The sequence below is a fragment of the Rickettsia africae ESF-5 genome (assembly GCF_000023005.1).
Taxonomy (GTDB): Bacteria; Pseudomonadota; Alphaproteobacteria; order Rickettsiales; family Rickettsiaceae; genus Rickettsia; species Rickettsia rickettsii.
Window position 1 is genome coordinate 1,217,603 of the sequence record NC_012633.1, and the last position, 14,635, is coordinate 1,232,237.

Consider the following 14,635-nt stretch of genomic DNA (forward strand, 5'->3'; position numbering starts at 1 on the left):
TGCTTTTGCTCCTAAATCATCTAGTTTATTGCAATATACTCTAAAAAAGTAAGATATAACCCTTTAAATTCTTTTTAAAAAATAAAGGGTTACCCCATAAATACCTTATCTTTATATAATTTAAAAAATAGTTGTATTTTTATACCACTATAATATTAATTTTTTATTTCTATATAATTAATTTGTTTACTTTGAAGAAGTTATAATTTATTTTTTCTGCAAAATTTCAATACAAAGCTGTAATTATTGAGCTTTTAAAGTTAACTCAGATAAAGAACAAAAGAGCAATAACAAAAAAGAAAAAAGTACTTCTACAAAATCGACTACGGCTAGTCGCTTAGCTCATGACAATATCCATCTTTAATTTAGCAATGTCTAAAAAATAAAGTAATATGAATTTTAACTTAATATAATTACCGAATATGTCTTTTTTTGACCGCAAAACTGCAATTATTAAACTCTTAAAACTCATGCCGGCAAAGAGTTTACTGCTTCTAAAATAGCAACCTAGCTAGTTGATACTTATCCTGAAGAAGCAAAGAAAAAAGAGGAAGCAAGCAATGATAAACGATTACTTAATGCTAAAAGCAAAGTAAGAAAGAGAAAAATTATTATCATGATTTATAGAAATGAATTGAATAAGCTATTGAACGCTATACAACAAATAGAACCGAACATTAAGATAATAAAAAAGGGCTTTTGACTAAATATTGTTATGTTAATAATACTAATAGAGCGGTTAATGATAATGAGGTATATTATAATAAAAAATTTGACCGTAAAAATGCAGTTATTGAGTTCCTTAAAGCTCATCCAGGGAAAGAATTTAGTAATGCTCAAATAGCCTACATGGATTGCTTAATACTTATCCTGATGAAACAAAACGAAAAGTACAAACAAGCAACGGCAAACGATTACTTAGCACTAAGAATAAAGTAGCAGAAAAAAATTATCATAATGATTTATAGACACAAATTAAGGTTATTACGTACTATAACATCGAACCGAACATTAATACAATAAAAAAGGGAAATCGGGCTAAATATTGTTATATTAATAATACCGATAAGATATTTGATATATCCAAAATTATTAAAGCCCTTGAAAATTATAAGAAGCAGGAGCTTACTGCTATGGAAATGGCTCAATTGCTGTTAAGTACTAACGCGAAATAGTTAGTGATTGCAAAAATAGACGACTATATGCCAGCAAAGGTGAGTTCTGCGAAACTCACAGTTAGCAATGCCTAATCCTAATGGGATTTTACAAAAACTATTGCATATTGCAGCTCTTTAGTTTATTTTGATTAGCAAACTATATACAGAATTAATGGATTATTAAAATGGGAATTACCATATTAAAAAACGAAGGATTGGATTTTCATGCAAGAATTTCTACTCCTTTAAGTGAGATAGATGACGATATTCAAAAAGAATTACTTGATTTAACCAAAAAAGTTAAAATAGCAGGTTTTAGAGTCGGTAAAGTACCGGTTTCAATTGTTAAGAAAAAATACGGTACTTCCGTCAGGAATGATATAATAGAAAGAAGAATTAACCATTCAGTAAATCACGTTATTAAAGAGCATAATCTAAATATAATCGGTAGACCTACAATTGAAGAATTACAAAACGAATCCGATAAAGCTTTAGAATTTACCGTAAAAATGGAGCTATTACCTAAAATTACTATTCCGGATTTAAAAAAAATCTCACTAGATCGTCCAAAATTAGAAGTAAACTCTAAAGATGTTGAAGAACAACTAGAAAAACTTGCTGCATTAACAAAAAATTATACTAAAGAAAGTAAAGCAAAAATAAAAGACGGAGATCAGGTTACCATTGATGCAATCGGGTACATCAAGGAGAAAGCTTTTGAGGACGGTAAATTAAATGATTTTAAGGTAATAATAGGTAGTAATGCACTTATTCCCGGTTTTGAGAAACAATTAATAGGTTCTAAAACAGGTAGTGAAGTAGATGTTAATGTTACTTTTCCTGAAAATTACCATGCTAAAGATTTAGCAGGTAAGGATGCTCGTTTTGTAGTACAAATTAAAGCAGTACATACTGCAGAACCTACCGTTATCGATGACGAATTTGCTAAAAAATTCCAAAGTAATAGCCTTGAAGAATTGCGTACACATTTTACTAAACAAATAGAAAATGAGTCGGAAGAAGCTATTAATACTATAATGAAAATGAACTTATTTGATAAGTTAGAAAAATTGTTAGATTTTGATGTACCGGAATCTTTATTAGAGCAAGAAAAAAATATTCTAAAGTCCGGAACCGATAAAAATGAACAAGATGAATCATTATTGAAAGATAAATCCTCTAAAGAAATAACAGCATATTATAATAAATTAGCCCTACGCCGTGTGCGAATAGGCTTATTACTTGCTGAATATGCAAAATCTAAAAATTTGCAATTAGAGCCTGATGATTTAAGAAAAGTTATTATGCAACAAGCACGTAATTTTCCTGGGCAGGAAAATATGATATTTGATTTTTATAAAAATAATCCTAGAGCAATTGAAGGACTTAAAGGTCCTGCCTTAGAAGATAAAGCTGTACAATATATATTTAATCACGAAATAAAGCTTAAAGAAAAGAAATATACTAAGGAAGAGCTAGAGAAATATCTAGAAGCAGAAGAGCAACGTATTACTTTAATTTAAAGCTTATTCATTGTCATTGCCAGCGAACGTTAGTGAACGTGGCAATCTCAGGAATCCTCGTAATGACAATCCTCAGTATCCACGCAGGCAATACCTAGTAGTATTACTCCTGATTTTTTATAGTCTCTAAAGCAAGTTTAACTATTTTATTTACTCCAGCATTAGTGCAGGTAGAGATAGGAAAAATTTCTTTATTAGTAACTTTCTGCAGCTTATTTATTTTTTCCTGTATTTCCTCATCTGTGAGAACATCGCATTTATTAAGACATATGGTTTCGATTTTATTTTTTAGATAATCGGAATATAATTCAAGCTCAAGACGTACCGTATTATAATCTGCAACTACATCATTACTAGAGCCATCTATTAAATGTATTAATACATTACATCTTTCTATATGCTTTAAGAATTTATCGCCAAGTCCGTGACCTTGATGAGCCCCCTCAATTAAACCAGGAATATCGGCTATGACAAACTCTTCGTCATCAACATATACCACTCCAAGATTTGGCACTAAAGTAGTAAAGGGATAATCGGCAATTTTAGGCTTGGCTGCCGTTACAACGGATAAAAAAGTAGATTTACCGGCATTTGGAAGCCCCACAAGCCCAACATCAGAGAGAAGTTTTAAACTTAAATGAATCCACATTTCTTCGGCAATTTCTCCTTCCGTACGCTTTCTTGGAGCTTGATTAACCGACGATTTGAAATGGCTGTTGCCAAGACCACCACTTCCTCCTTTAATTATTTCAAAGCTTTGATCATCCACAGTGAAATCATAAAATAATATATTGCCGTCCTCGGACAAGATTTGAGTACCGATCGGAACATCAAGAACTAATGATTTTCCTGATTTACCGCTTCTATTTGAATCTTTACCGTTTTCGCCGTTTTCTGCGGTAAAATGCTGTTTATATCGATAATTTACTAGCGTATTAAGATGGTGATTACTCCTGAAAATAACACTACCGCCACGTCCACCATCACCACCGTCCGGTCCGCCTCTGTCAATAAATTTCTCACGATGGAAACTAACACAACCATTGCCGCCGTTCCCACCTTTTATATATATTTTAACTTCATCAATAAAATGCATATGATTTATATTTTCAACGTCATTACGAGGCGCGAAGCGACATGGCAATCTCATCAAATCTCTTGAGATTGCTACGCTCCTTGCAGTCGCTCGCAATGACGAAAATGTTTACCTCTCCCGAATACCCTTATACTCTCTATGTACATAACCGGTGTAAAGCTGTCTAGGTCTGCTGATTTTTTGTTCAGGGTCTTCGTGCATTTCTTTCCATTGTGCCATCCAGCCTACGGTTCTTGCTATTACAAAAAGTACCGTGAACATTTGCGACGGTATACCCATAGCTTTATAGATAATACCCGAATAAAAATCAACATTTGGATATAATTTTCTCTCAATAAAATATTCATCTTTAAGAGCGATAGCTTCAAGTTCTATTGCTATTTGTAAGAGCGGATTGTTGTCTAGCTGCCCGAGTTCCTTTAATACTTCTTTGCACGTTTCTTTAAGTACTGCGGCACGCGGGTCATAGTTTTTATATACACGATGACCAAAACCCATTAATCTAAATGGATCATTTTTATCCTTAGCTTTAGCTATATATTTAGGAATATACTCAGAACTACCGATTTCTTTAAGCATATTTATTACCGCTTCATTAGCCCCGCCGTGAGCAGGTCCCCAAAGTGAGGCAATACCCGTGCTAATACAAGCAAAAGGGTTAGCTCCAGATGAGCCGGCAATTCGGACTGTTGAAGTAGAAGCATTCTGCTCATGATCGGCATGTAGGATAAATATCTTATTAAGAGCATTTTTTATTATTGGATTTACTGTATATTTCGTACAAGGCGTTGCAAACATCATATGCAGAAAATTTTCGGTAAAATCTAACGAATTATCAGGATAAATAAACGGTTGTCCTATAGAATATTTATAAGACATTGCAGCGATGGTAGGTATCTTAGCAATCATTCTAATAGCGGTAAGTTCGTAATCTGCTTCCTTAAAATTCAATAAATCAGGATAAAATGCCGAAAGAGAACCGACAGCCGCAAGCATAATAGCCATAGGATGAGAAGAGCTACAAAAGGTTTGAAATAAATAGTGTAATCTTTCATTCACTAATGAATGATGAGCAACCTGTTTAGTGAAATTATTATACTGCTCACCACTTGGTAGTTCCCCATAAATCAGTAAATATGCCACTTCTAAAAAATCACTTTTCTCAGCTAAGTCTTTAATATCATATCCTCGATGCCGCAAGATTCCTTTATCACCATCTATATAGGTGATAGTAGACTGACAAGAAGCAGTAGACATAAAACCCGGGTCATAAGTAAAGCAATCGGCTTCCGCAGATACCCTACTTATATCGATTACATCCTCACCGATACTTGCTTTAAGTATAGGTAATTTAAATATTTTTCCTCTGATTTTTAATTCAGCAAATTCTGAATCATTATTATTTTCATCGGTCATATGGATATACCTTATTTTTATACATCAGTAAGTATAACCCTAATTTAATGAAATTAGAAATGCATTATGATTTATTAGGATTTAAAAATTTTCTTTGATATCTTGCTCAACTTGCAAGGTTAATGAAAATTAAAAACGCACATGCTTCTACTTTCAACTGCAAGCCTAAAGCGTTTAATAAAGATCCTATATTGTCGACACTTGGATTACCTTTGCTAAATAATATTATATATATATGTTGCCTATTTATATGAGCTTCTTTAGAGATTTTTGCTTACCTCCTCTTGCTATAATGGCTTCTTTTAAAATAGCCATTATAGCTCATTATTATGATCCACGAAATACTGCTCTAACGCTTCATTAATATACCCTACTAATATTTCCTCATGTTGTAATTTTTCTTTTAAATAATCTGTAAATTTTCCATATAACAATCTGTAAACTTTCCATATAACACCCTCAATTTCGTTTATAAACTTCTTCTATTATTTCTAAGGCTTTTTTAATATCTTTGCCTTGAGTATCTTTATTACCTGCATTTAATAGCAGAATATCTGTTATAAAAATTGTATTTGTTTAGTGTTTTGCATATTAAGCTTAACTAGAGATGATTACACTGTCGCATATATACGACTAATTGTCCAGTAGAAAATTATTTTGAAAAGTACGTGAAGCTGTTAGTACTAGATTAATGTACAAGTTATGCAAGAAGTCTATTATTGACTAAATACTCCTTAATCTTGAGTAAATCATACCAAGAGGTGCGTTTTTGCATAGGTTGGCGGAGTAAATAGGCAGGGTGGAAGATTGCCGTAGTTTGAATAGGAGCGGATAGATATTTATTGGTATAAAAATAATATTCTTGTCTAATTTTAGTAATACCCGAATTTTTTCCAAGTAAGCTAGTTGCAGCCGTGCTACCGACTAGAATAATTAGCTGCGGGTTAATAAGAGCAATATGCTTCTCGACAAAAGGTCTACAAATATCGACTTCTTCGAACGTCGGCTGTCTATTAGCAGGAGGACGCCAAAATACCGTATTAGTAATATAAGCGTTATTTTTTCGTGAAATTCCGATAGCATGTAGCATATTATCAAGTAAATTGCCACTTTCGCCGTAAAAAGGTATTCCTTTCAAATCTTCGATACTTCCCGGGGCTTCGCCTATTAACATAATTTTAGCTTCCAAATTACCGTCACCGAAAACCGTATTAGTAGCAAATTTCTTAAGTTCACAACCATTAAAATTTAGTAGAGATTCTTTTAGTTCTTCAATATTATCAGCTTTATCGGCAAGAGATCTTGCTAGGGTTATATTATCATGAACTTTATCATTCATATTGAATGCAGTTTCTTTTGTAGACATAAGTTTTACTTGTGGCTTTTCAGTTAGTTCAGTATTATTACGTACCTTTAATTGCGGTGGATGTTCATGGCAATAATATTCAACACCGATTGCACTTAACCATTTAAGCGTATTATTCATTATCTTAAAATAAAATATGTTAAAATATTCCGTACCACACGAACTAAATGGCATAAGGCTTGATAAAGCTCTATCATCGCTTCTTGAAAATGTTTCAAGGAATCAAATCCAAAAAGCTATTAAAGATTCGCAAGTACTAGTTAATGATGTAATTATTTCTGATCCTGATGTTTTGGTCAAGGAGAATGATATTATATTATTTTCTTTTAAAGAACCTGAAGAGCTAAAAATTGCAACAGCAAATGTAGCACTTGATATAATATATGAAGACGATGATTTGATAGTAATTAACAAAGCTGCAGGTATGACGGTACACCCAGGAGCAGGGCATCATGACGATACGCTTGTTAATGCTTTATTACATCATACAAAAAACTTATCGGATATCGGCTCATCAGAAAGACCCGGGATAGTACATCGTTTAGATAAAGACACTACGGGCTTGATGGTAGTTGCTAAAAATAATAAAGCACATATGCTACTTGCAAATCAGATAGAACAAAGGCAGGTAATACGGAAATATAAAGTGTTAGTGTGGGGAGTAATAAATCCGCTAGAAGGAGTCATTAAGAATAATATAGGTCGCAGCCGAAGCGATCGCCAAAAAATGACCATATTAAAATATGGCGGCAAAGAAGCCGTTACACATTATAAGACTCTAGAATTATTTTATAAAGGTAGTATTAGTATGGTGGAGTGCAAGCTTAGTACGGGTAGAACTCACCAAATTAGAGTACAGCTAAGCCATTTAAAGCATTCGATAGTCGGCGACCAAACTTACGGCAATAACGACCGAAAAATTGCTCATTCTCCCCCTGAACTAAAAGCAAAATTAATTGATTTTAAACGTCAAGCCCTGCATTCTTGGTATTTAAGTTTTACTCATCCGACTAGTAATGAGATTATGGAATTTTCTTGTGAGTTGCCAAGGGATATGGAAGAGATAATTAGTTTATAATTAACAAAATATTAATCCTTAATATTATATTAAAAATTAATATTTATTTATAAAATGAAAAAAGCTAATGCTAAATTAGAAGAAGCCTTATATTCTATGGAAGAGGGTATTTTAAACCTTAAAAACAAAAAGCGAGCTTAGAAAAGATTTTTACTTTTCTGCAAGATTTAAGTACCGCCACAGACAAAATTATTTTCTTAGATATATCAAATTATAGAGATTGGCCAGAAGTAAAAGATTCTATTTTAAAATTAGGTAATAATTTATCTCTTAAACCGCAATCTATAAAAATTGCTAGCTCTTCCTAATATTAGTACAGAACATGAAATTAAAATTTCTGAATTCGTCAATGAAATTCTTTCTCTAAGATTAAAAACAGGCATAGATATTAATAATAGTACGTATATTGATGATGCAAATTATAGGAAAGAACTTTTATTAAAAAAATTTTTAGAAGAATTTAAAAAAAATGATTTTAATGAGCAAGAAGAACAATTAAATAAATTTATAAAAGTTGCATGCAAAGAAGCAAAAGCACCTGATAATATAGACATGCAATATATGCAAGCTCTGCGGATTTTCTCTGAATTTGATTTCAGTAAAATAGATGAAAAATATTCTAATTTACAACATCTTTTTACAAAGCTATATAAAGCACAAGAAGTGAAATCAGAAATTTATCATTATGAAGTAGAAGATGATTTACATTTTTATATGGTAAAAGTTAATGGAGTAAATGTAACTACTTGGCAAAATTTCTCAAAGAAACAGGGGGAGTTTATAAACCAGTCCGGGAAAAAGAATATAGAAAAGCTTTTATGGGCCTAGATGCTTTTGACTCTAGCATAGAATATCATGACCAAGATTTAACAGATGTATATGTAGTTTTTACCTATAATAAAGCATGGGAACAGAAAAGTAGTATTGATATACCATCGGTAGAAATGATCATAACTATGGCAACTTCCAGAACGCAAATTTTATTTAAAGCTCCAATATATGACTATAATAATACTAAAAAACATTCTAGTCTTTCGCTTAAACTTCATAATTTTATTGCTAAATGTGCAGAGATTATTTATCCTAACAAAAAAGAATATATGATTACTGTTCCAACAAAAAATATAACTCATATTATTATTAAAGAATATGAGAAAAAACAAATTTTAGGTGAGAAGAAAGCTCCCATAAAATTTACCGAAGCAGGATATGGTGCTTTTTCTGACTTGGTTTTGTATGGGAAAAATGGTGAAGTACTAAATAAACTAACTGCTGACCAGATAAAAGGAAAGTTCGCTTGGTTTTGTACTAGTCCTTATTTATTAAAAAATCAACACGAACAAGAACCTTTAATCACTTGTGATTTAGACACATTAACAAATCTTAGCTTTAAAAATAGCTATATAGATATTATTCAGAAATAATTGGTGATATAATGACATAAAACGGTTTATGAAAATAATTAAAATACCTAAAACCAAAAATTATCTTAAAATAGATATTATAACTCTGGAACCCGAATATTATAAGAATAAATTTGGTAATAATATATTTCGTGAATTTACTGAACTTAAAAAACGAGCACCGCTAGGTAGTGTAGATGAGATTTTAGCAATGAAAAATTTTGGCAGAAAATAAAACTTTCCATGCAATGTTCTATAAAGCAAATTCTTAGTGACGCTACAGATAAATTAAATAAAATAGGTATTAGTTCGCCGCAATTAGAAGCACGAATTTTACTACAGCATGTTATAAATAAACCTATTGAGTATTTACTTATTAATCTTGATGAACAGTTAAATGAAGCCAAGATAGAAGCTTTTGAAAAACTGTTAGCGAGAAGATTAAAGCATGAACCGATAGTATATATTACAGGTGTTAAAGAATTTTACTCACGTGAATTTATTGTTAATAAACATGTATTAATTCCAAGAAGCGATACTGAAGTTTTGGTGGATGTTGTATTTCAATGTCATTCCCGCGAAAGCGGGAATCCAGAAAAAAAGCAACCGAATCCCTGCTTTCGCGGGAATGACATAAGCGAAAACTGCAATGACAAATTCTTAAATATCCTAGAACTTGGCACAGGTAGCGGCTGCATTGCTATCAGTCTATTATGTGAGTTACCGAATGCTAATGTAATTGCAACCGATATAAGTCTTGATGCTATAGACATTATCAAAAGTAATGCGGCAAAATATGAGGTAACGGATCGCATTCAGATTATTCACAGTAATTGGTTTGAGAATATTGAAACTCAGAAATTTGATTTTATCGTTAGCAACCCACCATATATAGCTCACAGCGAAAAATCAGAGATGGCAATTGAAACAATCAATTATGAACCGTCTATTGCTTTATTTGCTGAAAAAGACGGACTGCAAGCTTACTTTCTCATCGCTGAAAATGCCAAACAATTCTTAAAACCAAATGGTAAGATTATATTAGAAATAGGGTTTAAACAGGAAGAAGCGGTAACCCAAATTTTCTTAGATCATGGTTATAATATTGAAAGCGTTTATAAGGATCTACAAGGTCACAGTAGGGTAATATTATTTTCTCCTATTAATCTCAATCGGTCATATGCAAGACGTATCGGTAAAAGCTTATCAGGAGTGCAAAAGAATTTATTAGATAACAAACTACCAAAATATTTATTTTCTAAAGAAAAACTTGTAAATGAAAAACGTAAAGTATTTCTTGAGATAGGCTTTGGTATGGGTGAGCATTTCATTAATCAAGCTAAAATGAATCCTAATGCACTTTTTATTGGGATAGAGGTATATTTAAACGGAGTTGCAAATGTTTTAAAGCTTGCAGGCGAACAAAATATCACGAATTTTTTATTATTCCCTAATAATTTGGATTTAATATTAAATGAGATACCAAGTAATAGCCTTGATGGAATTTATATTTTATTTCCCGATCCATGGATAAAAAATAAGCAAAAAAAGAAACGTATTTTCAATAAAGAACGACTTAAGCTTTTACAAGATAAGCTAAAAGACAATGGTAATTTAGTATTTGCTTCCGATATCGAAAATTATTTTTATGAAGCAATAGAGTTAATACAGCAGAACGGTAATTTTGAAATTATAAATAAAAATGATTATTTAAAACCGCACGATAACTATGTAATTACCAAATATCATCAAAAAGCTATTAAGGCGAATAGAACGCCGAAATTTATGATTTTGCGGCACGTTTTAGGCGATCATTAATTGCAACCCCTATATTCACTTGAGGTATAGGGCTAACTGCTATACCTCTTACATCATGAGATGCAGCATAATCGTCAAGTATTCTTAAATAAGCATAAAGATTTGCAGCGGCTTCTATAAAGTCACCTTTTACACTTAAGTTTAATGAAAATCTTCCTGTAAGATTGCTATTGCTAAAATTTAATCCGATTTCTTTATCCTCTAAATTTATAGCATTTAGCCTAACCGGTACTTTTGGTGAATAGTGTTTTGCAAGCATTCCCGAAGCTTTTATAGTACTTGTCTCTGATGCTTTTAAAACTTCTATCCCTAGTATTTCTCCTAAAATTTCAGCAGTTATAAACCCTTCTCTAAGAATAGTAGGAGTAACAGTTGTTGTATCAATTATCGTTGACTCTAGCCCATATTTAGATTGATAGATTTCAGGTGCTAAAATAAAAATTTCCTGATTATCCTTAAAATGTTTTGTGACATGCTCAGCGTTAGTCGGACTAATATAGTTTGAAGGGTTAGCACTTGGGGCAGCTATAGGTATGCCTGATTGTCTGATAAGCTCTAACGCTACAGGATAAGATGGTATCCGAAGTGCTATGGTATTTAGTCCTGCTGTTACGCTAGGAGCAATATTTGCATTCTCTTTTAAAGGGACAACTATAGATAATGGTCCAGACCAAAATTTTTCTGCTATTTTTGTAGCTAAATCGTCAAACTCCCCTATTTCCTTTGCTTGCTCTATGGAGGAGACATGCACGATAAGCGGATTGATAGCAGGACGCTCTTTGAACTGAAAAATCTTTAAACACGCCTCATTATTTGTGGCATCCGCACCAATCCCATAGACTGTTTCAGTCGGAAAAACAACCACTTTACCTGATTTTATAAATTGAACTGCTTTGTTTATCATAAGCGGTTAAACTTAGCTACTTTATCAAATAATTCACAAATATTCTGTAATAACGACAAACGATTTTGAGCGATCTTTGGATCAGAGTCATTAACGAGTACATTATCAAAAAAGCTAGTAATGGGAGTTAATAGAGACGATAATAAATTTAATGCTTTCTTATAATCTTTATCAGCTATACTATCTATAATTTGCGGAGAAATTTTTTGGATTACTTCAAATAATTCTTTTTCAGGTTGTGTACTAAAGAGACTCGCATCAACTAAGCCGGTAATTTTCTGATCACCAATTATATTGCTAGCTCGTTTGTAAGCATTTAATAATTGCTTGCCTGCGTCTTCTATTAAAAATTCTTTTAACGCATCAAGCTTAAAGTTTGTATCTACTAAATTTAAGTCAAGAACTGCATTAATTAACGCAATATCATAGTCATTTTTAAAGTAAAATTTTGCTCTTTCTTTAAAAAAAGATATTATTAAATTCTTATTTTCGTCAGATGAATCTTTATATAAGTTTATAGAAAAATTAATTAAATCATTAAAATTTAGCTCTAATTTATTTTCAAGTATTATTCTTATTATACCAAGAGCTTGACGTCTTAAGGCATATGGATCACCTGAGCCTGTTGGTGTTTCCCCTGCTATCATCAAACCTACTAAACTATCTAGCTTATCGGCTAAAGCAAGTAAAGCCGCATTTCCACTTGGTAAATTGTCGCTCAAACCTTGCGGTTTATAATGGTCTCTAATTGCAGCGGCTATTTCTGCATTTAGCCCTTCATGTTTTGCATAATAATAACCCATAATCCCCTGTAAATCAGGAAATTCCCCGACCATCTCAGAAACAAGATCACTTTTGCAAAGTCTAGCTGCTGTAATCAAATCCTTATTATTTGGAGCTATATAATTACAAATATCGGTTATGCGTTCAATTTTTTCTCTTAAATTACCAAGCTTTGCATGAAATGTTGCAGCTTCTAATTGGCCTAATCTTGATTCTAAAGTTTTAGCTATATCCTGCTTACAAAAATATAAAGCATCCGAAAGACGTGCCGATAGGACTTTCTCGTTACCTTGAATAACTAGTTCAGCATTTGTAAATCTACCATTACTGACAAAGAGAAAATACGGTGTGAAATTTCCTGTTTTATCAAATAAACAAAAATATTTCTGATGCGTACGCATCGAAGAAATAAGTACTTCTTTAGGTAACTCTAAAAATTTTTGCGGTATTTTTCCAAGCAGCACAACAGGAAATTCGCTAAGCCCTACTACTTCTTCTACTAAACGATTATCTTCTTTTATAATTAACTCATGAGAATTTGCTAGTTCCAGTAAACCGGTTTTAATTATTGCCTCTCTCTTTGCTCTTTCTAAAATAACATGATTTTCTAAAAGCTTATTTCTATAATCTTCAAAATCTGTTACTTCTAATTTTTTATTATCAGTAAGACGATGCCCATACGTAATATTATTAGCGGTTAAATGCCCAAATTGCATCGGTAATATTTCGCCGTCAAATATACATAAAATATTTCGCAGAGGTCTAATCCATTTTATTTTGTAATCACCCCAAAACATCGATTTTGCCCAACTATATTTATTAATAGCTTCTATAATAATCTCCGGCAAAATCTCTTTTATTTCTCTTTCTTCTGTTTTTTTGACAAAGAAATAATATAGCTGATTACTAATTAATTTAGTAGGAAGCTCTAATTTACTAACATTATGAGCTTTACAAAAGCCGTTAATAGCGGCTTCCGGAGCTTCTATGCTTGGTCCTTTAATTTCTTCCTCTTTTGGCAAAGTTATCTTTGGCAAATGGGTAGCATGCAGCGTTATCCTGCGAGGTCCCACGAATACTTGTACTTTTGCAAATATTTCGTTTTCTTCAAAAATTTTCGTGAATATATTTAAATAACCCTCTTCAGCATTTTTTTGCATAAAAGCCGGCATTTCTTCGCTAAATAGTTCTAATAATAACTCGCTCACTTGTTCATCTCCAACCATTTTGTACAACAAATTCTAGCTAAATGACGCACTCTTAAAACATAAGAAGCACGCTCAGTGACGCTGATTACTCCAAGTGCATTTAGTTGATTAAATGCATGACTTGCCTTAAGGCATTCATCATAAGCCGGCATAGGTAAATTAGCTTTGATTAATCTCTCACACTGGTCTTCGCTATCCTTGAAATGTCGCAGTAACATTTCACTATCGGCAAGCTCTAAATTATATTTTGAAAATTGCCCTTCAGCTTCGAAATCCACTTCACCGTATTTTAAAGCTTTTTCGCCTACTTGCCCGCTCCAATCAAGCTCTCTTACTTCATCAACACCTTGAATATATAAAGCAAGCCTCTCGAGTCCATAAGTGATTTCACCGGCAACGGGACGGCATTCAATACCACCGATTTGCTGCATATAAGTAAATTGCGATACTTCCATACCGTTACACCATACTTCCCAGCCAAGCCCGGCAGCACCTAAGGTTGGCGACTCCCAATCATCTTCAACAAATCTGATATCATGAATTTTTAAATCTATGCCTAAACATTCTAAGCTTTTAAGATATAACTCTTGAATATTATCTGGAGACGGCTTTAAGATAACTTGAAACTGATAATAATGCTGCATTCTATTAGGATGCATGCCATACCTGCTATCCCCCGGTCTTCTTGATGGCTGAACATATGCAACAGACCAAGGTTTAGTACCAAGGCAGCGAAGTACAGTTGCAGGGTGAAACGTACCGGCTCCAACATGGGCATCGTAAGGTTGCAATATTGCACAGCCATAATCCTGCCAATAATTTTGTAATGTCAGAATAATTTGCTGAAATGATAGTTTTTTCATAGGGTATTATTATTGGGAAA

The 14,635-nt window shown here is 32.5% G+C and carries 12 protein-coding genes and 1 pseudogene; 7 read left to right on the forward strand and 6 right to left on the reverse strand.

Annotated elements, in window-relative coordinates:
• Positions 1 to 616 precede the first annotated feature (616 nt).
• Positions 617 to 939, forward strand: a pseudogene (locus tag RAF_RS06645) (hypothetical protein).
• A 403-nt stretch (positions 940 to 1,342) separates the two neighbouring features.
• Entirely contained in the window at positions 1,343 to 2,680 is a 1,338-nt protein-coding gene (gene tig / locus RAF_RS06650; protein WP_012720087.1) for a trigger factor, read from the forward strand.
• A 103-nt stretch (positions 2,681 to 2,783) separates the two neighbouring features.
• Here the strand turns inward: tig and obgE are convergent, their stop codons facing one another.
• The 3 genes from obgE to RAF_RS06670 all read right to left on the reverse strand — a co-directional run bounded on the left by obgE (position 2,784) and on the right by RAF_RS06670 (position 6,678).
• A complete protein-coding gene (gene obgE / locus RAF_RS06655; RefSeq protein ID WP_041472053.1) occupies positions 2,784 to 3,776 on the reverse strand; it encodes a GTPase ObgE in 993 nt (330 codons plus the stop codon).
• A 108-nt stretch (positions 3,777 to 3,884) separates the two neighbouring features.
• Positions 3,885 to 5,192, reverse strand: coding sequence for a citrate synthase (locus RAF_RS06660; protein ID WP_012720089.1), 1,308 nt, complete (start codon positions 5,190 to 5,192; stop codon positions 3,885 to 3,887).
• 700 nt (positions 5,193 to 5,892) lie between these two features.
• A complete protein-coding gene (locus RAF_RS06670) occupies positions 5,893 to 6,678 on the reverse strand; it encodes a uracil-DNA glycosylase family protein (protein ID WP_041471978.1) in 786 nt (261 codons plus the stop codon).
• Between the two features lie 16 nt (positions 6,679 to 6,694).
• On the opposite strand from RAF_RS06670, the gene RAF_RS06675 reads away from it, so the two are divergent.
• The 5 genes from RAF_RS06675 (at position 6,695) to trmB (ending at position 10,857) form a co-directional block, all read left to right on the forward strand.
• On the forward strand, positions 6,695 to 7,636 hold the full coding sequence (locus tag RAF_RS06675; RefSeq protein ID WP_012720091.1) for an RluA family pseudouridine synthase: 942 nt from the start codon (positions 6,695 to 6,697) through the stop codon (positions 7,634 to 7,636).
• Between the two features lie 291 nt (positions 7,637 to 7,927).
• Positions 7,928 to 8,464 (forward strand): hypothetical protein, encoded by a 537-nt coding sequence (locus tag RAF_RS10205; protein ID WP_234943906.1) that lies wholly within the window; start codon positions 7,928 to 7,930, stop codon positions 8,462 to 8,464.
• Positions 8,383 to 9,060, forward strand: a complete 678-nt coding sequence (locus RAF_RS06690; protein ID WP_234943907.1) for a hypothetical protein — start codon at positions 8,383 to 8,385, stop codon at positions 9,058 to 9,060. Before RAF_RS10205 ends, RAF_RS06690 begins: the two co-directional genes overlap by 82 nt.
• 28 nt (positions 9,061 to 9,088) lie before the next feature.
• Positions 9,089 to 9,274, forward strand: coding sequence for a hypothetical protein (locus tag RAF_RS06695; RefSeq protein ID WP_041471979.1), 186 nt, complete (start codon positions 9,089 to 9,091; stop codon positions 9,272 to 9,274).
• Between the two features lie 8 nt (positions 9,275 to 9,282).
• Positions 9,283 to 10,857, forward strand: a complete 1,575-nt coding sequence (gene trmB / locus RAF_RS06700) for a bifunctional peptide chain release factor N(5)-glutamine methyltransferase PrmC/tRNA (guanosine(46)-N7)-methyltransferase TrmB (RefSeq protein WP_010977871.1) — start codon at positions 9,283 to 9,285, stop codon at positions 10,855 to 10,857.
• Here the strand turns inward: trmB and RAF_RS06705 are convergent.
• From RAF_RS06705 to RAF_RS06715, 3 genes are read right to left on the reverse strand one after another with little or no spacing between them, the layout of a single operon-like run.
• Positions 10,823 to 11,761 (reverse strand): L-threonylcarbamoyladenylate synthase, encoded by a 939-nt coding sequence (locus tag RAF_RS06705; protein ID WP_004997156.1) that lies wholly within the window; start codon positions 11,759 to 11,761, stop codon positions 10,823 to 10,825. The genes trmB and RAF_RS06705 overlap by 35 nt on opposite strands.
• Positions 11,758 to 13,752: a glycine--tRNA ligase subunit beta gene (gene glyS, locus RAF_RS06710; protein ID WP_012720092.1), complete on the reverse strand. Its 1,995-nt coding sequence runs from the start codon at positions 13,750 to 13,752 to the stop codon at positions 11,758 to 11,760. The genes RAF_RS06705 and glyS overlap by 4 nt, the downstream gene beginning before the upstream one ends.
• Positions 13,749 to 14,615, reverse strand: coding sequence for a glycine--tRNA ligase subunit alpha (locus RAF_RS06715; RefSeq protein WP_010977874.1), 867 nt, complete (start codon positions 14,613 to 14,615; stop codon positions 13,749 to 13,751). The genes glyS and RAF_RS06715 overlap by 4 nt, the downstream gene beginning before the upstream one ends.
• Between the last annotated feature and the right edge of the window lie 20 nt (positions 14,616 to 14,635).